Here is a 20,658-nt window from a genome sequence, read left to right on the forward strand (position 1 = left end):
AGGAAAAGCAGCGGAAGCGGCACGCATTCCTGAAAAAACAGCAGCCAGCAAAAAAATATGATAAAACCAAGGGCTGAAAAAAATGACGACGCAAACGTTTACAACATCTCGGTCACTCAATAATGATCCCACAGATTTCTCAGGCACCGGGCCTCGTTCAACTGGTGCTGACATTCCTGCAGTCCCTAAAAGAGCAAGGTTTTACCGGCGATACCGCCACCAGCTATGCCGATCGCCTCTCGCTCTCCACCGATAACAGCATTTATCAACTGCTGCCCGATGCGGCGCTGTTTCCACGCTCCACGGCCGATGTGGCGCTGATTGCGCGTCTGGCCGGTGAAGACCGCTTCACTAGCCTGGTGTTTACTCCCCGCGGCGGCGGTACCGGCACCAACGGGCAGTCGCTGAATCAGGGCATCGTGGTGGACATGTCGCGCTACATGAACCGCATCCTGGAGATCAATACCGAACAAGGTTGGGTGCGTGTTGAAGCGGGCGTGGTGAAGGATCAACTCAATGCGTGGCTGAAGCCGTATGGCTTTTTCTTCTCACCGGAACTCTCTACCAGTAATCGCGCCACCTTAGGCGGCATGATCAATACCGATGCTTCCGGACAGGGATCGTTGGTGTATGGCAAAACCTCCGATCACGTCGAAGGTCTGCGCGCGGTGCTGCTGGGCGGCGATATCCTTGATACGCGCGCCATGCCCACCGAACTGGCGGAACAGCTGGCGAGCACGCCTACCGCTGAAGGTCGCATCTATCAGCAGGTGTTAACCCGCTGCCGCGAACAGCGCGATCTGATTCTGGAAAAATTCCCCAAGCTCAATCGTTTCCTGACCGGTTACGACCTGCGCCACGTGTTCAGCGACGATTTGCAAACCTTCGATCTAACGCGTCTGCTGTGCGGTGCGGAGGGCACGTTGGCGTTTATCACCGAGGCGCGCCTTGATATCACGCCCATTCCTAAAGTGCGTCGTCTGGTAAACATCAAGTACGATTCTTTCGACTCAGCGCTGCGTAATGCGCCTTTTATGGTGGAAGCAAAAGCGCTGTCGGTAGAAACCGTCGATTCCAAAGTACTCAACCTGGCACGTGAAGATATTGTCTGGCACTCGGTTAACGAATTGATTACCGATGTACCCGATAAAGAGATGCTGGGCCTGAATATCGTCGAATTTGCCGGAGACGATGGCGAGCTGATTGAACAGCAGATCGCTATGCTGTGTCAGCGGCTTGATGAGCTGATGCTGCAGCAATCCGGCGGCGTCATCGGCTACCAGCTGTGTGACGATTTGAGCGGCATTGAGCGCATCTATAATATGCGCAAAAAAGCGGTGGGCCTGTTGGGGAACGCCAAAGGACGTGCCAAACCGATTCCGTTTGTCGAGGATACCGCGGTGCCACCTGAACATCTCGCCGATTACATCGTCGAGTTTCGCGCACTGCTGGATAGCCACGGCCTGAGCTATGGCATGTTTGGCCACGTCGATGCTGGCGTGCTGCACGTACGTCCCGCGCTGGATATGTGCGATCCGCAGCAGGAGCTGCTGATGAAGCAGATCTCTGATGAAGTAGTGGCGCTGACTGCGCGTTATGGCGGTCTGCTGTGGGGTGAACACGGTAAAGGCTTCCGTGCGCAATACAGTCCTGAATTCTTTGGCGAAACGCTGTTCAATGAGCTGCGGCGTATTAAAGCCGCCTTCGATCCCGATAATCGCCTTAATCCAGGCAAGATCTGTACACCATTAGGCAGTAACGAAGCGATGATGCAGGTCGATGCCGTGAAGCGCGGCACTTACGATCGACAGATTCCCGTCACGGTGCGTAATGAGTGGCGCGGTGCGATGGAGTGTAACGGTAACGGTTTATGCTTCAATTTCGACGCGCGCAGCCCGATGTGCCCATCGATGAAAATCACCCGTAATCGCATTCACTCGCCGAAAGGGCGCGCTACCTTAACGCGTGAATGGCTGCGCTTGCTCTCCGAACAGGGTGTGGATCCCAACCAGCTGGAAAAGGCGCTTCCTCATCAGGGCGCTAGCCTGCGCAGCTTAATTCAGCGCACGCGTAACACCTGGCACGCGAAGCAGGGTGAATATGATTTTTCGCACGAAGTGAAAGAGGCCATGTCGGGCTGTCTGGCGTGTAAAGCCTGTTCGACACAATGCCCGATTAAGATTGATGTGCCGAATTTCCGTTCGCGCTTCCTGCAGCTGTATCACACCCGTTATCTGCGCCCGATGAGCGATCATCTGGTGGCCAGCGTTGAGAGTTATGCACCGTTAATGGCCAAGGCGCCCAACGTGTTTAACTTCTTCCTGAAGCAGCCGTGGATGCGTGAACTCAGTCAAACTCACATCGGCATGGTCGATCTGCCGCTATTGTCGTCACCGAGCCTGAAGCAGCAGCTGAGCGGTCATCCAGCGATGAACCTGACGTTAGAACAGCTGGAGGCGCTCGACAGTACGCAACGTGAAAACTGTGTGCTGGTGGTGCAGGATCCCTTCACCAGCTATTACGAAGCGCAACTGGTTACTGATTTCGTCAAACTGATTGAGAAGCTCGGATATCGCCCGGTGCTGCTGCCGTTTTCGCCGAATGGCAAAGCGCAGCATGTGAAAGGTTTCCTGCAACGCTTTGCGCGCACTGCCAGTAAAACCGCAGACCTCCTGAATCGTGTGGCGAAGCTCGGCATGCCGATGGTTGGCGTTGATCCGGCAACCGTGCTCTGTTATCGCGATGAGTACCAGCAGGTGCTTGGTGAGCAGCGCGGAGAGTTTAACGTTCAGCTGGTACACGAGTGGCTGCACAGCGCGCTGGCGGAGCGCGCGGTACAAACTGCCAGCGGTGAAGCCTGGTATCTGTTTGCGCACTGCACCGAAGTGACGGCACTGCCGTCCACGCCAAATCAGTGGCAGGGTATCTTTGCGCGCTTTGGCGCGAAGCTGGAGAATGTCAACGTAGGCTGTTGCGGCATGGCGGGCACTTACGGCCATGAAAGTAAAAATCTGGAGAATTCACTGGGGATTTACGAGCTGTCATGGCATCCGCAGTTGCAAAAGCTGCCGCGTCAGCGCTGCCTGGCAACCGGTTTTTCCTGTCGCAGCCAGGTTAAACGCGCCGAAGGCAATGGCATGCGCCATCCGCTGCAAGCACTATTGGAAATGATGTAAACAAATTGTAGGAGACGTCACAAAGCTGGATTAGAATATCCAGCCTGCGTGGCGGACGAAATCACTCTGCAGGCGGGTGGCTTGATCCCACTCACCGCTGAGCGCCAGTTGATGACACAGACGTGTCAATGATAGGCGCGCCAGTTGATAAGCCTGGATGCGAAACAAACGGTCACGATCGGCGTTGCCCATCTCCTGCACTAAGCGGTGATGCAGCTTGCCCATGGCATGCAGGAAACTGTGATCGTCGCCATTCAGTTCGCAGATTTCTGCCATATCGAGACAGGTGTCGTTAAAGCGACGCAGTTGTTCGAGGGTGCAATCGGTGCGGTTGAGCTTTGCCTGAGCCATGTAGAAGTCAACGGTGATATCGCGTACCGAGAACTTATATTCGTCGATTTTATGTTGTAACCAGGCTGAGACGGTAAGCGTCATATCGCCACCTTAATTGGTTAATGATAATCATTATCATATTCAACCGCGTCAGGAATGCAATTCCCGCTGTGAAATTTTATTGATTCCTTCTGCCTGTTAGTAAAATCGGCAATAACAATTTATTTACATAGTAGAAAGGCGTAACCTATCAATCAGGAATGAAACGTAAAATTGATTTTGGAAATTTTACGCCAATTTAACGGGTTACGTAGACAGGGTGTGCACGGGAAGGCCACCGTCAATCTGCCCGGAAGCGTCTATGCTTAATAAAGCAGCAGTAAAAAATAGCACGAGATGATTATCCCTGCAAAACAAGAGGTTGAAGTGATATCTGATATCACTACCATAGGGGGATAGCCTGAAAAGGCCCAGACATACGAGGTAGCACAATGTCATCAGTAAATGCCGACTCTTTTTCACCCGAAGATTTCGTCTGGAAAGGGCTCACGCTGACCGAATCGGCAGCAAAACAGATTCTTAACCTGGTAGAACAAGACCCTGAAGTCAAGGGATTGAAACTGGGTGTGAAAACGTCCGGCTGTGCCGGTTTTGGGTACGTTATGGACCTGGTGAAAGATCCTGCCGATGACGACCTGAAGTTTGAGCAATTCGGCGCAAAACTGTTTGTGCCACTTCAGGCGATGCCGTTTGTTGACGGTACCGAGCTGGATTACGTCCGCGAAGGTCTGAACCAGATTTTTAAATTCAACAACCCTAAAGCTCAACACGCCTGTGGGTGTGGTGAAAGCTTTGGCGTCGAGTAAGTGAAATATGTCACGACACAGCGAAGCATCTGACGATGTACAAATGTGGGAAGGTAAGCTCAATTATAAAGAGGGCTTCTTTACCCAGTTACAAACCGACGAATTTGCCCACGGCATCAATGAAGATGTGGTGCGCGCGATTTCGGCTAAGCGTAACGAACCTGAATGGATGCTTGAATTCCGTCTGAAGGCGTTCCGCGCCTGGGAACAGATGGAAGAGCCGCACTGGCTGAAAGCGCACTACGAAAAACTGGATTATCAGGATTACAGCTACTACTCCGCGCCGTCCTGCGGCAACTGCGATGACAGCTGTGCTTCTGAACCCGGCGCTACCCAAACCTCAGGCAGCGTCGCGTCAAGCGATTACCTGACGCAGGAAGTGGAAGAGGCGTTTAATCAGTTAGGTGTTCCGGTGCGTGAAGGTCGTGAAGTCGCGGTGGATGCGATTTTCGACTCCGTCTCCGTTTCGACCACCTATCGCGACAAGCTGGCCAAGCAGGGCATCATTTTCTGCTCCTTCGGCGAAGCTATTCACGATCATCCCGAGCTGGTGCAGAAGTATCTCGGCACTGTGGTGCCGCCAAACGATAACTTCTTTGCCGCGCTGAACTCTGCAGTGGCTTCCGACGGTACCTTCGTTTACATCCCGAAAGGCGTACGTTGCCCGATGGAGCTGTCGACCTATTTCCGTATCAATGCGGCTAAGACCGGTCAGTTCGAGCGCACCATTTTGATCGCCGACGAAGACAGTTACGTTAGCTACATCGAAGGTTGCTCCGCGCCCGTGCGTGACACCTATCAGCTGCACGCAGCCGTGGTAGAAGTGATCATCCACAAAAACGCGGAAGTAAAATATTCCACCGTGCAGAACTGGTTCCCGGGCGGTGAAGGCGAGGGCGGTATCCTCAACTTCGTCACCAAGCGTGCGCTGTGCGAAGGCGATCACAGCAAGATGTCCTGGACGCAGTCCGAGACCGGCTCTGCGATCACCTGGAAATACCCAAGCTGCATTCTGCGTGGCGATTACTCGATTGGTGAGTTCTACTCTGTGGCGTTGACCGCAGGCCGTCAGCAGGCCGATACCGGCACCAAGATGATTCACATTGGTAAAAACACCAAGTCGACCATCATCTCGAAAGGTATCTCTGCGGGTAAGAGCCAGAACACCTATCGCGGTCTGGTGAAAATCATGCCAACCGCCACCAACGCGCGTAACTTCACCCAGTGTGATTCGATGCTGATTGGTGCCGAGTGCGGTGCGCACACCTTCCCGTATGTGGAAACGCGTAACAACACGGCGCATCTGGAGCACGAAGCTACCACTTCGCGCATCGGTGAAGATCAGATGTTCTACTGCCTGCAGCGTGGCATCAGCGAAGAAGATGCGATTTCAATGATCGTCAACGGCTTCTGCAAAGACGTTTTCTCCGAGCTGCCACTGGAATTCGCTGTGGAAGCGCAAAAATTGTTAGCTATCAGCCTTGAGCACAGTGTGGGCTGATGCCCGTTGCCGGAAGCAATGTGAAGGAAAGAGTATGTTAAGCATTAAAGATTTGCAGGTTAGCGTTGAAGACAAAGAGATTTTGCGCGGTCTGAACCTTGAAGTGAAGCCGGGCGAAGTCCACGCCATCATGGGACCGAATGGTTCAGGTAAAAGTACCCTGTCTGCAACGCTGGCGGGTCGTGAAGATTACGAAGTCACTGGCGGTTCGGTCACGTTTAAAGGTAAAGACCTGCTGGAACTTGAGCCTGAAGAGCGTGCCGGTGAAGGCATCTTCATGGCGTTCCAGTATCCGGTAGAGATCCCGGGCGTCAGCAACCAGTTCTTCCTGCAGACTTCAGTCAACGCAGTACGTAAATACCGTGAGCAGGATCCCCTTGATCGTTTCGACTTCCAGGACTTTATCGAAGATAAAATCCAGCTGCTGAAGATGCCGGAAGATCTGCTGACCCGTTCAGTCAACGTCGGTTTCTCTGGCGGTGAGAAGAAGCGTAATGACATCCTGCAGATGGCGGCGCTGGAACCTGAGCTGTGTATCCTCGACGAAACTGACTCCGGTCTGGATATCGATGCGCTGAAAATCGTGGCAGAAGGCGTTAACAGCCTGCGCGACGGTAAGCGTTCATTCATTATTGTTACGCATTACCAGCGCATTCTGGATTACATCAAGCCAGACCACGTGCACGTGCTGTATCAGGGCAAGATCGTTAAGTCTGGCGATTTCTCACTGGTGAAACAGTTGGAGGAGCAAGGCTATGGCTGGCTTACCGACCAAGAGTGATAACGCCCTGCAGCAGTGGCACCACCTGTTTGAATCGCGTGGTGACGTGCGTTCGTTACAGGCGCAGCAGCACTGGCAGCAACTGATGCGTGTCGGCTTGCCGACGCGTAAGCACGAGAACTGGAAATACACGCCGCTTGATGGTCTGCTGGCGCAGCAGTTTGTCTTGCCGCAGCCGCAGGAAGTGAGCGCTGAGCAGGTTGATGCGCTGGCATTGCCGATTGATGCAGTGCGCCTGGTGTTCGTTGATGGTCGTTTCCAGGCCGAGTTAAGCAGCCGCGATACTGGCCTGTTTGACATTCAACATGCGCAAGCTTCTGAGCGTCGTCCGCTGCCGGCACCGATTCAGCCGGAAGTGTTCCTGCATCTGACCGAAAGTTTGGCGGAAGAAGCCACAACCATTCGTCTGGCGCGTGGTAAATCAGCCGCTAAGCCACTTTACCTGCTGCACATTACCAGCGGGCAGGATGCAGGCACCAATACCGTGCATCATCGTCACCATCTGCAGCTGGAAGCCAGCGCAGAAGCGGAAGTGATTGAGCACTACGTGACGTTGAATGATGTGGCGCACTTTACTGGCGCACGCTTCACGTTCGACGTAGCGGATAATGCCAAACTGCAGCACATCAAACTGTCATTTGAGAGCGAAAAGTCATATCACTTTGCGCACAATGATGTGGTGATGGGCCGTGACGCAAATGTGAGCACCACCAGCTTCCTGTTGGGTGCTGGCTTATCGCGTCACAATACCAGTGCACAGCTGAATGGCGAAAATACCAATCTGGCGATCAACAGCCTGTCTTTACCGGTGAATCAGGAAGTGTGCGATACCCGCAGCTATCTTGAGCACAATAAAGGCCACTGCATTAGCCGTCAGATGCACAAAGTCATCGCGCGCGACAAAGGCCGTGCGGTGTTTAACGGTATGATCAAAGTGGCACCTCACGCGCTGAAAACCGACGGCCAAATGACCAACAATAACCTGTTGCTGGGCCGTTTGGCGGAAGTGGACACCAAGCCGCAGCTGGAAATCTATGCTGATGACGTGAAGTGCAGCCACGGTGCGACGATTGGTCGTATTGATGAAGAGCAGATGTTCTATCTGCGCTCGCGCGGCATCGATGAGACCGCCGCACAGCGTATGATCATCCATGCATTTGCCGCTGAACTCACCGAAACGCTGGAGAATCCGGTACTGCGTCAGGTGGTGCTGCAGCGCATTGCCGCGCGTATCCCGGGAGTTGAGTCATGAGTTTCGATCTCGAACGCATCAGAGCGGAATTTCCGATTCTGAAACGTGAGGTCAACGGACATCCGCTGGCCTACCTTGATAGCGCGGCCAGCGCACAGCGCCCGCTCGCGGTCATCAATGCGGAAAGTTATTTCTATCAGCACGGCTATGCAGCCGTGCACCGCGGTATCCATTCGTTGAGCGCCCAGGCGACCACCGACATGGAGAACGTGCGTCATCAAGCGGCGCGTTTTCTTAATGCATCAACGCCTGAAGAGATCATCTTCGTCAAAGGCACCACTGAAGCCATCAATCTGGTGGCGAACAGCTGGGGTGGCAGTCAGTTGCAGCCGGGCGATAACATCATCGTCACCGAGATGGAGCATCACGCTAACATCGTGCCGTGGCAGATGGTGGCACAGCGTACCGGCGCAGAGATTCGCGTACTGCCGCTTAACGCGCAGGGTGAACTGGCGCTGGAGCAGCTTAGCGGCTTAATCGACAGTCGTACCCGTTTGCTGGCGGTGACCCACGTTTCTAACGTGCTCGGCACGGTTAACCCGGTGAAAGCGATCGTTGCGCAGGCCAAAGCGGCCGGCGTGGTTACGCTGGTGGACGGCGCGCAGGCGGTGATGCATCACGCGGTGGATGTGCAGGATATCGACTGCGACTTCTACGCGTTCTCCGGCCATAAAATCTACGGTCCGACCGGTATTGGTGTGCTGTACGCGCGTAAAGCGCTGCAGGAGATCATGCCACCGTGGGAAGGCGGCGGTTCGATGATTTCTGAAGTTGTGTTGCCAACCGGCACAACCTGGAACACCACGCCGTGGCGCTTTGAAGCGGGTACGCCAAACACTGGCGGCATTATTGGTCTCGGCGCGGCGCTGACGTGGATTACTGAGTTAGGTTTGGATGCGATTCATCAGCGCGAGTCAATGCTGATGCGTTATGCGCTGGATAAACTGGCGTCAGTCCCGGATCTGGTGATTTATGGTCCGGAAAGTCGCAGTGGTGTGGTGGCCTTTAATCTCGGCAAGCATCACGCGTTTGATGTCGGCAGTTTCCTTGATCAATACGGTATTGCGATCCGCACCGGCCATCATTGCGCGATGCCGCTGATGCGTCATTACGCGGTGCCAGCCATGTGTCGTGCCTCCTTCGCGCTCTACAACACCGAAGAAGAAGCCGATCGCCTGGCCGCAGGTTTGACCCGTATTCATCGTCTGCTGGGCGGTTGAGCAGATTTCAGGAGTGATCCATGGCGAATTTGCCAGATAAAGAGAGACTGGTACGTAACTTTAACCGTTGCGCTAACTGGGAAGAGAAGTACCTCTACATCATTGAGCTCGGTGGGAAATTACCAGAATCCTCCGAAAGCTTACAGCAGCCCGAACACGTGATTTCAGGTTGTCAAAGCCAGGTGTGGATACGCATGACCCCGCAGGCTGATGGCACCATCGCCTTAGAAGGTGACAGCGATGCCGCCATCGTTAAGGGGTTGATTGCAGTGGTATTTAGCCTGTATCAAGGGCTTAAGGCGCCAGAGATTCTCGATCTCGATGTGCGTCACTGGTTCGGCGAATTAGCGCTGACCTCACACCTCACTCCCTCGCGTTCGCAGGGGCTTGAAGCAATGATCCGCGCGATCCGGCATAACGCTCAGACCCTCAGCTAAGTTACACTCTGCAGACCCCGGCTTGACCGGGGTCTGTTCTATCCGACAAAGAGAAAATTGCATGAAACCTGCCTTACGTTTAGCCGGTGCATTGCTGTTGTCCTGTTGCGGACTCTCTGCACCTGCATTTGCCACAGAATATCCCCTGCCAGCCGATAACAGCCGTTTAATTGGTGAAAATACCCTGACCCTTGTGCCGGATGACAAACGGCCGCTAGAAAGCATTGCAGCGCGTTATAAGATAGGCATGCTCGGCATGCTGGAAGCGAATCCCGGTGTTGACCCGTGGCTACCGAAAGCAGGTACGCAATTAACCGTACCGCTGCAGATGCTGCTACCCGATGCGCCGCGTGAAGGCATCGTGATTAACCTTGCTGAACTGCGTCTCTACTACTATCCCAAAGATGAAGATCGTGTCGTTGTCTATCCGATAGGAATTGGCCAGTTAGGTGCAATGACACCCACCATGGTGACCAGCATCAGCCAGAAAATTCCTAATCCCACCTGGACGCCAACCACCAATATCCGCAAGCGTTATGCCAAAGAGGGCATTACGTTGCCGGGCGTAGTACCGGCAGGGCCAGATAACCCAATGGGGCTGTTCGCCATGCGTCTGGCACGCGGAACGGGCCAGTATTTGATTCATGGCACCAACGCCGATTTTGGTATCGGCATGCGCGTGAGCTCCGGCTGCATTCGCCTGCGTCCTGATGACATTGAAGCCCTGTTTAACAGCGTGCCGAAAGGTACCCGCGTGCAGGTGATCAATCAGCCAGTCAAATACGCGATTGAGCCGGACGGAAAGCGTTACGTTGAAGTGCATCAGCCATTGTCACGTAATGACAAGGACGATCCGCAAACCATGCCCATAGCGCAGTCTGCGCAGCTTAAAGCTTTCACTCACAGCGCTAAGAGCGATACGGCGTTGATTAAGGAGGCGATAGTACGACGTTCAGGCATGCCGGTGTTAGTGAGCAGCGGAGAACCGGTAACGGATGAGAGCACATTGCCAGCGGAGCAGGGGAAGCGTGCTGAGCAAGCCAGCATTGATGAAGTGAAAGGTGCGGAAGCTCAACCTTGAATTCGGACCAGTGCAACGCAGAATCAGGACAAAAAAAATGGTGCCACAAGGGCACCATTTTTCAAACCAGAACTCTTACTTACGGTAAGAGTGAGCCTGGTTGTCCAGACGCTGGTTAGCACGAGCTGCGTCATCTTTAGCAGCCTGAACGTCAGAACGGATTGCGTTCACGTCGTTGCTCAGCTGATCAACTTTAGCGTTCAGAGTCTGAACGTCTGAAGACAGTTGGTCAATTTTAGCGTTGCTTGAGCAACCAGCCAGCATAGTTGAAGCCAGGATTACCGCGCCCAGTACCAGTTTAGTACGATTCATTCTTTATACCCTCTAGATTGAGTTAATCTCCATGTAGCGTTACAAGTATTACACAAAGCTTTTTGAGTTGAGAATAAATTTTTGATGAGAACATGCTTAAATTTGATCGTTCGCTCAAAGAAACAGCATTTCGCAGAAGATGATGAAAATAATTAGCTAAAACAGAGAGATTTAATCGGACTAACCTTAATCATACGAGATTTTGAATAGTTAATTTCGATTGGAAATTTCCGATATTTGTATTACCCGATCAATAAAAAAAGCGCCTGGAAAAGGCGCTTTTTAAATAAAAATTCAGTTGCTAATCAGATGACATGTACGGAAGCGGTATTTGTCGTTCCGCTTGGTACTAACGCACCTGAAACCATTACCACAACATCGCCTTTCTGCGCATATCCGCTTTCCAGCGCCATTTCTTTACCAATGCGGTAGAAATCATCAGTTGAAGCAATTTCTTTCACCAGATGGGTTTCGATACCTTTGCTCAGAATCAGCTGGCGCGCAGTGGTTTCGTTGGTAGTCAGTGCCAAAATGGTGGCATCCGGGAAATATTTACGGATGGCTTTAGCTGATTTACCGCCTTCAGTGGCTACAACAATCAGTGGTGCTTCCAGTTTTTCTGCAGTCTCAACCGCACCGCGGCACACAGCTTCTGTGATGCGCAGTTTACGGGAATCCTGCAGTGAATCGATGCGAGATTTCATCACGCGATCGGTACGCTCACAGATGGTCGCCATGATGGTGACCGACTCCAGCGGATAACGGCCTTTTGCACTCTCACCAGACAACATCACCGCATCGGTGCCATCAAGGATGGCGTTGGCTACGTCGCCGGCTTCTGCGCGGGTAGGGCGTGGGTTCTTGATCATGGAATCCAGCATCTGCGTAGCGGTGATAACTACTTTGCGTGCTTTATTACATTTCTTAATCATCATCTTCTGCGCGAAGATCACTTCTTCTACCGGGATCTCAACGCCGAGGTCACCACGAGCAACCATGATGCCGTCAGATGCTTCGAGAATTTCGTCGAAGTTGTTCAGGCCTTCCTGATTCTCGATTTTTGAGATGATCTGGATGTGCTCGCCGCCGTTTGCCTTCAGATGCTCACGAATTTCCAGCACGTCAGAACGCTTACGGATAAAGGAGGCCGCGACGAAATCAACATTTTGCTCGCAACCAAAGATCAGGTCACGCTTGTCTTTTTCTGCCAGAGCAGGCAGCTGAATGGAGACGCCTGGCAGGTTAACGCCTTTGTTCTCGCCCAGGTCGCCGTTGTTCAGCACGTTACACACTACGGTGTTTTCAGTCACTTCAGTGACCTGCATACCAATCAAACCATCGTCGACCAGTACGGTGTTACCGATTTTCAAATCTTCAGTGAAACCGGCGTAGGTCACGGCAACGCGTTCGCTGTTACCAATCACGGATTGGTCGGTGGTGAACGTGAAGGTTTGTCCGGCTTTCAACGAAACATCGTTGCCGCCTTCCAGTTTCATGGTGCGAATTTCCGGACCTTTAGTGTCCAGCAGAATAGCGGCCTGACGACCGGTTTTTTCCATAACGGCACGCATATTCGTGATGCGTTGACCATGTTCAGCATAATCCCCGTGCGAGAAGTTCAGGCGCATTACGTTCATGCCTGCTTCCAGCAGTTGGGTCAGCATCTCTTCAGATTCGGTTTTTGGACCGATAGTACAAACGATTTTGGTCTTTTTCATGTCAGGTTTTCTATAAGTTGTGATGGATGATAAAGGTCGGGATTCGATGCACTGGGCACCGAAGTGAGAATATTTATGGTGTTGGAACGGATTTCACAGAAATAAGAATAGGAGACGAAAGCAAAGCGTGCAGAGAAGTTATGCAGTACGCGAGGGAACTGACCGAGCAGTGTTGCGCAAATCATTTGAGTTGTTTGCATAGGCACGTTAGCGCTGAAACCTTTCAGGTGGAACAACGCGGCATAGTATAGTCGCTAAGTATGCGAAAACCAATATAAAAGCGGCGTAAGAAAGACGATGCAGATCAAGAAAAGAATGTTGCGCAAGGAGATAAAACAGAGTGGTGCGCTCTAATGGACTCGAACCATCGACCCCCACCATGTCAAGGTGGTGCTCTAACCAACTGAGCTAAGAGCGCATTCAGGAAATTCAATAATTGGTGCGTCCGAGTGGACTCGAACCACCGACCCCCACCATGTCAAGGTGGTGCTCTAACCAACTGAGCTACGGACGCACTTGGTGCGCTCTAATGGACTCGAACCATCGACCCCCACCATGTCAAGGTGGTGCTCTAACCAACTGAGCTAAGAGCGCAACATGCTGTCAGGGCGACAGCGGGGACGAATATTAACGGCAGGCCGTGAAGCTGGCAAGGGGAAAAAGTGTTTTTCCCCTACGACTGACCAGCAACTGTGCTATGCGTCGTTTTTTTAGCCGTTGCCTGCCAATTAATGTGCGTTCAGTCACTTAGCGTGCGGCGCGGGCCAGGATCACCTGAGCGGGTAAGCGCTGCAAACGTCGGATACGCCAAATCATCATTACGGCCGCCGAGGTCAGGCCGATAATAAAGCCGCACCAGAAACCAGCTGGACCGAGCTTTGGCAGCACCCAATCAGTCATCGCCAGCACATAGCCCACCGGCAAACCCAATACCCAATAGGCAATAAAGGTGATGAAGAAGATCGATCGCGTATCTTTGTAGCCACGTAAAATACCGCTGCCAATCACCTGAATCGAATCCGAGAACTGATAGATCGCGGCCAGCAGCATCAGTTGCGCGGCCAGAGTTATCACTTCCGGATTAGCGGTATAGAGTCCGGCGATATCATGACGGAAAATCACGGTAAACAGCGCGGTGATCGCCGCCATACTTATGCCAACCCCTTGCCCGGTCCACGCGGCGACGCGCGCCTGTTCGGCCGAACCCTGGCCGAGTCGATAGCCAACGCGAATGGTGGTCGCCACGCCAAGCGACAGCGGCAACACAAACATCAAAGAGCTAAAGTTAAGCGCAATCTGGTGTCCAGCCACCTTCACAATGCCGAGCGGTGATACCAGCAGTGCTACCACAGCAAACAGCGTAACCTCGAAGAACAGCGCTAAAGCCACCGGCAAACCCAGCGTGAACAGCCGGGATAAAATGGCGCGAGAGGGTGGGGACCAGCGAGTTTTCATGCTAATATCGCGCATGCTTGCCATGCGTTTCACCCAGAAGCGCATCACAAGGAACATCACCCAATAGACTGAAGCCGTTGCCACACCGCAGCCCACGCCGCCTAAAGCCGGCATACCAAAATGACCGTAAATGAACACATAGTTGAGCGGAATGTTCACCATCAGGCCGAGGAAACCCAACAGCATCGCCGGTTTAGTTTTCGACAGCCCTTCACACTGGTTGCGCATCACCTGGAACAGCAGGTAACCCGGCGCCCCCCAAAGCAACGCATGCAGATATCCTTCAGCTTTGGCGGCCAATTCAGGATCGATATCATGCATGGTGTTAATCAGATAACCGGCGTTCCACAGCACCACCATGATTAATAGCGCGACACCCATTGCCATCCAGTATCCCTGGCGCACTTGTTCCGCGATACGCTCGCGTCGTCCCGATCCGTTGAGTTGCGCAACGGTAGGCGTCAAAGCCAGTAGAAGACCATGACCAAACAGAATGGCGGGAAGCCAGATAGAGGTGCCGACAGCAACGGCGGCCATATCCGTGGCGCTTACCGCACCGGCCATAACAGTATCTACGAAACCCATCGCGGTCTGTGCCACCTGAGCAAGGATGACCGGGATCGCGAGGGCCAGCAATTGACGCGCTTCTGTAAAATACTTCTGCACGTAACACCTGCTTAATTAAAGAAGAGAGTGGGAGAAATCCCCATAGAATGCGCGGCATAGTGTAGCGGCAGCATTGGCATCCGCCAAACGTTGATCGCATTTTGTTTAGCAATTTGTGTAAAGTTTGAACTCCGCCAAATTAAGCTGTGGCCGGTAAGCTGTGATAAACTGACGCAAACTTTGCAGAGGCTGAGATTATGTTTACTGGAATTGTGCAAGGCACGGCTGAAATTGTCGGCATTGAAGAAAAAGATCTGTTTCGTACGCATATTGTACGTTTGCCGGAAGAACTGTTACCCGGCCTGGCGTTGGGCGCATCGGTGGCGCACAACGGCTGCTGCCTGACGGTGACGGCGATTGATGGCGATCGTGTGAGTTTCGATCTGATCAAAGAAACGTTGCGCATTACCAACCTGGGTGAATTAAAGGTTGGTGACGTAGTGAATATTGAACGTGCGGCAAAGTTTAGTGATGAAATTGGCGGTCATTTAATGTCTGGTCATATTATGACCACGGCGGAAATCTGCAAAATTATCCAGTCAGAAAATAATCGCGAAATCTGGTTTAAATTACAGGACGCCACGCAGATCAAATATATTCTGCATAAAGGCTTTGTCGGCATCGATGGAATAAGTCTGACGGTGGGCGACGTCACTAAAAGCAAATTCTGTGTCCATCTGATTCCGGAAACGCTGGAGCGTACCACTCTGGGTGCGAAGAAGTTCGGGCAGAAGGTCAATATTGAAATTGATCCTCATACTCAGGCAATTGTGGAAACGGTTGAGCGTGTGCTGGCACAGCGTGAAGTGGTGGCTCTGGCGCAGGCTGATAACGCAGAATAGCGGTGATAAAAAAGGCGCCGAGTGGCGCCTTGATTGACTTAATAACCTTTATTAACGCGCAACGCGTAATCCGCCATCCTTGCCACGACTAAAGACTACCTGCCACAGCTGTATATCACGCGCGCGAAACGCACCGGCGCAGGCATTGAGATAATAGTCGAACATCCGTTTGAAACGTTCGCCATAGTTCTCGGCTAACTGCGGCCATGCTGTCTGAAAACGTTCATACCAGGCCATTAACGTTGTATCGTAATCCGCGCCAAAATTATGCCAATCTTCCATAACAAAATGTGGCTCACTGGCATCGGCAATTTGCCGCACCGACGGCAGGCAACCATTCGGGAATATATATTTATCAATCCATGGATCGACGTTCATATCCGTGGTGAGGGCACCAATGGTGTGCAGCAAAAATATGCCGTCTGGCTTGAGATTGCGATCGGCAACATCAAAATAAGTGGCATAGTTTTTCGGCCCGACGTGTTCAAACATCCCGACGGAAACAATACGATCATATTGATTATTGAGGTCGCGATAATCCTGCAACAAGATAGTGACATCTAACCCTTCGCAGCGTTGTTGTGCCAGTTTTTGCTGCTCGGCGGATATAGTGACACCCTGCACGGTTACCCCGTAATGGCGTGCCGCATATTCTGCCAGACCACCCCAACCACAGCCGATATCCAACAATGTCATGCCTGGTTCAAGTTGCAACTTGCGACAAATCATATCCAGTTTTGCTTGCTGCGCGTTTTCCAGGGTGTCAGCCTCTTTCCAGTAGCCACATGAATATTGCATGTAGGGATCAAGCATCAATGTGAAGAGATCATTACCGAGATCGTAATGTTCTTTACCGACAATCCAGGCTCGTTTCTTTGACTGCAAATTAGTGAGACGCGCTGCTGCAATTCGCAACGTATCTTTAAAATGCCGTGGTAATTGTTTATCCAGATGGTGTTTTAATACGCGGTGGAAGAACATGTCGAGTTGTTCGCACTCCCACCAACCATCCATGTAACTTTCACCTAAACCGAGCGATCCTTCCTCAAGTACGCGTTTAAAAAAATCTGGATGCTTTACCTGAATATCCCAGGGACGAGTGCCATTAACTGCAATATCAGCGCGCTCTAGCAGTTCATTGACGATCCGAAACCAGTGGTTTTCTTCAAGGCTCACTTCTTCTATAACAGATGAACTCATAGCTTCTCCATCACCTTCCGATCTGAACCTGAGAAAAAGAATAGCCAATTTCCCAAGACCTGTGAGAGAACTCACGGAAAATCCGTGCGCCAGAAATCCGACGTTTTACAGAGGTATGAATTTGATGAGAAAACATTGACGCAACACTGGAGTATCGTGCAGACGCCATCCCGCGACAGAGTCGCTAAAGGTATTACATTTATATTATTGATTTATAGCAGAAATACGGACCCACAGAGTATATGCTCACGTGGGTCAATATTCAACGGATTATCGTTAGTTTGCTAACGATAATCGTTGCCTTACTGATTATCTTCGCAGGGACGGGAAGTGTGGGCAATATCACTTTGTGCGCTTATTGCGCGTTGGCAGATGAAGCCGACCCATGCCAAAACGACCGTTGCCACCATCACTAACGTGGTGTTGAACAGCGCCTTCTCCAGCCCGGCTGATACCAACAGGCTGGCGGCGAAGCATAAACCTAACTGGAAAAGATTCTGCAAACCCGCGGCTTTGCCGGTGGCGTGCGGGAAGGGCGCTAATGCGCTGGCGACAACAATCGGGTAGATGGCACCATTGGCCAACGCCATACCGCAGAAGGGCATTAGCAACACAAACAGCGGGGCTGATGGCATCAGGGCAATCACAAACAGGCTCAGGATGCTCAGGCTATACACCACCAGCAACCACGGCAGTAGTTGTGCCCCCTGATAACGATTTAACATCGCCCGGCAGCCAAAGCCACCGATAAGGAAAGCAATGGTTTGAGGGATGTAACTCAGGCCAATATCGCCCGGCGTTAAACCCGCAGCGGCGAGAATAAAGGGCGAACCTGTCAACCAGGCAAAGAAACTCGCTGAACAAGCGGAGTAAATTAATACATTGCCGCTGTAAACGCGGGTGCCCAGCAAGGTTAACCAGCCAGGTTGTTGGCCACTGGTGACTTTTTCGCGTTTCACTGTCGTTAACTGCAGGGTACCAATCAGTAATAGCAGCGCGATCAGCGTAAGCGCGATGAAAATACTGCGCCAGTGGAAATGGCTGATAAGCCACGCACCTAACAAAGGTGCCAGCGCTGGAGAGAGCGCAACCAGCGGCATAATGGTGGCAAAGACTTTGTTCGCTTTCGCTTTAGGATAATGGTCCACCACCAGCGCTTGCCAGCTCACGGCTGCGGCGCAAACGCCAATCGCCTGTACGAAGCGCAGCGCCAGCATCAGGCGCACGTCAGTAACCCACAGCATCCCCAAACAGCCGAGCGCGAAAATGGCCAGGCCGGCAAGAAGAATGGGCTTGCGACCGTAACGATCCGACAACGGCCCCCAAAAAACCTGCGCGCAAGCAAAGCCGCCGAGAAACAGGCTCAGGCTGGCGCTGATGGTGCCCGGCGCGCTAGCAAAATCACGCTGCATATCGCCAAAAGCAGGTAAATACATATCCGTGGCAAGAAAACCGAGCATACTGAGCACGGCAAGGTAAGGCATAAATGCTTTAGACGACAACATGTTGATTCTCTTTTGGGCAGGTTGAACGGCGGGGAGTGTAAAAGGATGCAGCGCGCTTTGTGAAACGCTAATATTTGCACAGTGCTGTTAAAATTTTTGAAGGCAAATTTATGTGGTCAGAATATGCACTTGAAGTGGTCGATGCCGTGGCGCGCACCGGTAGTTTTAGCGCAGCGGCGCAGGAGCTCCATCGCGTGCCCTCTGCTGTCAGCTATACGGTACGTCAGCTTGAAACCTGGCTGGCGGTGCCGCTGTTCGAACGTCAACATCGCGAGGTGGTAATGACGCCGGCCGGCGAACATTTTGTGCGGGAGGGGCGGTCTGTTATCAAAAAAATGCTGGCAACGCGCAGGCAGTGCCAGCAGCTGGCCAATGGCTGGCGCGGTGAGTTAAGCATAGCCGTTGACTGCATTGTAAAACCGCAGCGCACCCGACAACTGGTAAAGGATTTCTATCGTCATTTTCCAGATATGGAGTTGATCATCAGCTTTGAGGTGTTCAATGGCGTGTGGGATGCCCTGGCTGACGGACGTGTTGATGTGGCGATTGGTGCCACTCAGGCGATCCCGGTCGGCGGGCGCTTTGCTTTTCAGGATATGGGCGCGCTTAACTGGCGCTGCGTGGTGAGCCCCGATCATCCTTTGGTCAACAGTGAACTGCTGGATGATGAAACGCTGCGTGTGTGGCCATCCCTGGTGCTGGAAGACACCTCGCGTGCGCTGCCGCGTCGTATGACATGGACGCTGGATAATCAGCGGCGGCTGGTGGTGCCGGATTGGGAAGCCGGGCTGGAGTGCCTGCAGGCGGGATTGTGCGTCGGAATGGTGCCGGGTCATCTGGCGCGGCCGCTGCTGAATAATCACCGTTTGGTAGAATTGCCATTGCCGCAAGCCTTTCCGGATAGTCCGTGTTGCGTCAGCTGGGCTGAACAACGTGCGTCACCGGCACTGGAATGGTTACTGGTATATCTCGGGGATGCTGAAACGCTGAACCACGAATGGCTCAGCGAAGTCTCGGTTTAGCGGCGATAGTCGCGGAACGGGCCATCCGCCACTGAGCGACGCTCAATCAGCGTTGGCTGCACCTCAATGGTTTGCGGATCTTCGCGTTTACTGGTGATGCGATCCAATAGCATTTCCAGCGCTTTTTCACCCAGTTCGGCTTTCGGCTGGTGCACGGTCGTCAGGGCTGGAGTGAAATAGCGCGCGTTGCGCACGTTGTCGTAACCAATTACCGAGATATCCTGTGGCACACGTAAACCCATCTCATCGGCGGCACAAATCGCGCCCATGGCCATGATGTCGCCCCCGCAGAATACGGCGGTTGGCCGCTGTTTCTGGTTTAAAATCTGCTGCATCGCCTGGTAACCTGATTCAGGTTCAAAATCGCCCTGAACCACCCATTCTGAACGTACCGCAATGCCCGCCTCGTTCATCGCCTGCAGGAAACCCGCGTGACGTCCGCCGCCGGTGTTGCGCTCCATCTGGCCGGGAATCGCGCCAATGTCGCGATGACCGCGTTCAATCAGATAACGCCCCGCGAGATAGCCACCCTGAAACGCGTTGTCCTGCACTGTATCGGTAAAATCACCGCGTGAAGCGCCCCAATCCATCACCACCATCGGGATATTGCGGTTCTCTTCCAGCATTTGCAGCAGATCGTCCGGATACTCAGAACACATCACCAGCAAACCATCGACGCGTTTTTGCGCCATCATCGACAGATAAGCGCGCTGTTTCTGCAAATCGTTGTGCGCGTTGCCGAGAATCAGCGTATAGCCGCGATCGAAGCAGTGATTTTCTACCGCTTCAATAATTTCGGCAAAGTAGGGCGCTTCGCTCGACGTTGCCAGCAGGCCCAGAGTTTTGGTGTGATTCACTTTCAGACTACGCGCCACGGCACTTGGCGAGTAATGCAATTCTTTGATCGCTTCCCATACGGCGTTACGCGTCTCTTCCGCAACGAAACGCGTTTTGTTGATGACATGCGAAACCGTGGTGGTTGAAACACCGGCGCGCTTCGCGACATCTTTAATTGTTGCCATGAAAATGGTACTCCTGGGATTATCGCAACTTACTGATAAGTATATTGTTAAACGTTTGCGTCTGCTAATGCTTTTACAGCCCAAAAAGCGGGCGAAATGGGGGTGTTTAGCAGGCGAAATCACTTCATCATGCTGTAAATACAGCAGGCGCGAAATCTGTTGCGCAACGAAAGGCGGCGATTCTAGCAAGCTAGCGCGGATAACACGAGATTTTTGCCCACTGCTGTGCGAAAATCGCTTTAACCCTAAAGATTGTGTGACTAAGGAGG

The 20,658-nt window shown here is 52.6% G+C and carries 17 protein-coding genes and 3 tRNA genes; 10 read left to right on the forward strand and 10 right to left on the reverse strand.

Translation table 11 applies throughout. The features are described 5' to 3' along the window. Positions 1-122 precede the first annotated feature (122 nt). Positions 123-3,176 (forward strand): D-2-hydroxyglutarate dehydrogenase YdiJ, encoded by a 3,054-nt coding sequence (gene ydiJ, locus WH298_RS18230; protein ID WP_180823495.1) that lies wholly within the window; start codon positions 123-125, stop codon positions 3,174-3,176. A 30-nt stretch (positions 3,177-3,206) separates the two neighbouring features. On the opposite strand, the gene WH298_RS18235 is transcribed toward ydiJ, so the two are convergent. After that, a complete protein-coding gene (locus WH298_RS18235) occupies positions 3,207-3,611 on the reverse strand; it encodes a hypothetical protein (protein ID WP_007892715.1) in 405 nt (134 codons plus the stop codon). A 389-nt stretch (positions 3,612-4,000) separates the two neighbouring features. On the opposite strand from WH298_RS18235, the gene sufA reads away from it, so the two are divergent. From sufA to WH298_RS18270, 7 genes are all read left to right on the forward strand, one after another. Then, positions 4,001-4,375, forward strand: coding sequence for a Fe-S cluster assembly scaffold SufA (gene sufA / locus WH298_RS18240; RefSeq protein WP_180823496.1), 375 nt, complete (start codon positions 4,001-4,003; stop codon positions 4,373-4,375). A 7-nt stretch (positions 4,376-4,382) separates the two neighbouring features. Continuing rightward, on the forward strand, positions 4,383-5,876 hold the full coding sequence (gene sufB / locus WH298_RS18245) for a Fe-S cluster assembly protein SufB (protein ID WP_007892719.1): 1,494 nt from the start codon (positions 4,383-4,385) through the stop codon (positions 5,874-5,876). A gap of 34 nt (positions 5,877-5,910) precedes the next feature. Beyond that, positions 5,911-6,657 carry a Fe-S cluster assembly ATPase SufC gene (gene sufC / locus WH298_RS18250; protein ID WP_049851824.1) on the forward strand — a complete coding sequence of 249 codons (747 nt, stop codon included), beginning with the start codon at positions 5,911-5,913 and terminating at the stop codon, positions 6,655-6,657. Further along, positions 6,632-7,909 carry a Fe-S cluster assembly protein SufD gene (sufD, locus tag WH298_RS18255; protein ID WP_180823497.1) on the forward strand — a complete coding sequence of 426 codons (1,278 nt, stop codon included), beginning with the start codon at positions 6,632-6,634 and terminating at the stop codon, positions 7,907-7,909. The genes sufC and sufD overlap by 26 nt, the downstream gene beginning before the upstream one ends. After that, the gene (gene sufS, locus WH298_RS18260; RefSeq protein ID WP_007892727.1) at positions 7,906-9,129 is read left to right on the forward strand and encodes a cysteine desulfurase SufS; all 1,224 of its coding nucleotides are present in this window, start codon (positions 7,906-7,908) and stop codon (positions 9,127-9,129) included. The genes sufD and sufS overlap by 4 nt, the downstream gene beginning before the upstream one ends. Positions 9,130-9,149: 20 nt before the next feature. Further along, positions 9,150-9,566: a cysteine desulfuration protein SufE gene (sufE, locus tag WH298_RS18265; protein WP_007892732.1), complete on the forward strand. Its 417-nt coding sequence runs from the start codon at positions 9,150-9,152 to the stop codon at positions 9,564-9,566. Positions 9,567-9,627: 61 nt separating this feature from the next. After that, positions 9,628-10,647 carry a L,D-transpeptidase family protein gene (locus WH298_RS18270; RefSeq protein ID WP_180823498.1) on the forward strand — a complete coding sequence of 340 codons (1,020 nt, stop codon included), beginning with the start codon at positions 9,628-9,630 and terminating at the stop codon, positions 10,645-10,647. 75 nt (positions 10,648-10,722) lie between these two features. On the opposite strand, the gene WH298_RS18275 is transcribed toward WH298_RS18270, so the two are convergent. From WH298_RS18275 to WH298_RS18300, 6 genes are all read right to left on the reverse strand, one after another. Further along, on the reverse strand, positions 10,723-10,959 hold the full coding sequence (locus tag WH298_RS18275; RefSeq protein ID WP_007892735.1) for a major outer membrane lipoprotein: 237 nt from the start codon (positions 10,957-10,959) through the stop codon (positions 10,723-10,725). Between the two features lie 305 nt (positions 10,960-11,264). Next, positions 11,265-12,677: a pyruvate kinase PykF gene (gene pykF / locus WH298_RS18280; protein ID WP_007892737.1), complete on the reverse strand. Its 1,413-nt coding sequence runs from the start codon at positions 12,675-12,677 to the stop codon at positions 11,265-11,267. A gap of 341 nt (positions 12,678-13,018) precedes the next feature. Further along, a tRNA-Val gene (locus WH298_RS18285) sits at positions 13,019-13,095 on the reverse strand. 19 nt (positions 13,096-13,114) lie between these two features. Beyond that, positions 13,115-13,191: transfer RNA gene (locus WH298_RS18290), tRNA-Val, on the reverse strand. Positions 13,192-13,194: 3 nt separating this feature from the next. Further along, positions 13,195-13,271, reverse strand: a tRNA-Val gene (locus tag WH298_RS18295). Between the two features lie 153 nt (positions 13,272-13,424). Then, entirely contained in the window at positions 13,425-14,798 is a 1,374-nt protein-coding gene (locus WH298_RS18300; RefSeq protein ID WP_180823499.1) for an MATE family efflux transporter, read from the reverse strand. Positions 14,799-14,995: 197 nt separating this feature from the next. Between WH298_RS18300 and WH298_RS18305 the strand changes: the two genes are divergently transcribed. Beyond that, complete coding sequence (locus WH298_RS18305; RefSeq protein WP_180823500.1) at positions 14,996-15,640, forward strand: riboflavin synthase subunit alpha; 645 nt, start codon at positions 14,996-14,998, stop codon at positions 15,638-15,640. Positions 15,641-15,691: 51 nt separating this feature from the next. Here the strand turns inward: WH298_RS18305 and cfa are convergent, their stop codons facing one another. Beyond that, positions 15,692-16,840, reverse strand: coding sequence for a cyclopropane fatty acyl phospholipid synthase (gene cfa / locus WH298_RS18310; RefSeq protein ID WP_049851818.1), 1,149 nt, complete (start codon positions 16,838-16,840; stop codon positions 15,692-15,694). A gap of 302 nt (positions 16,841-17,142) precedes the next feature. Continuing rightward, the gene (gene punC / locus WH298_RS18315) at positions 17,143-18,345 is read right to left on the reverse strand and encodes a purine nucleoside transporter PunC (RefSeq protein WP_007892753.1); all 1,203 of its coding nucleotides are present in this window, start codon (positions 18,343-18,345) and stop codon (positions 17,143-17,145) included. A gap of 110 nt (positions 18,346-18,455) precedes the next feature. Here punC and punR point away from each other — a divergent pair, with 110 nt between their 5' ends. Continuing rightward, positions 18,456-19,367 carry a DNA-binding transcriptional activator PunR gene (punR, locus tag WH298_RS18320; protein WP_180823501.1) on the forward strand — a complete coding sequence of 304 codons (912 nt, stop codon included), beginning with the start codon at positions 18,456-18,458 and terminating at the stop codon, positions 19,365-19,367. Here the strand turns inward: punR and purR are convergent. Continuing rightward, entirely contained in the window at positions 19,364-20,389 is a 1,026-nt protein-coding gene (gene purR / locus WH298_RS18325) for an HTH-type transcriptional repressor PurR (RefSeq protein WP_180823502.1), read from the reverse strand. The two genes, punR and purR, sit on opposite strands and share 4 nt — an antisense overlap. Positions 20,390-20,658: the final 269 nt, after the last annotated feature.

This window comes from Pantoea nemavictus (assembly GCF_037479095.1).
GTDB classification, from domain to species: Bacteria; Pseudomonadota; Gammaproteobacteria; order Enterobacterales; family Enterobacteriaceae; genus Pantoea; species Pantoea nemavictus.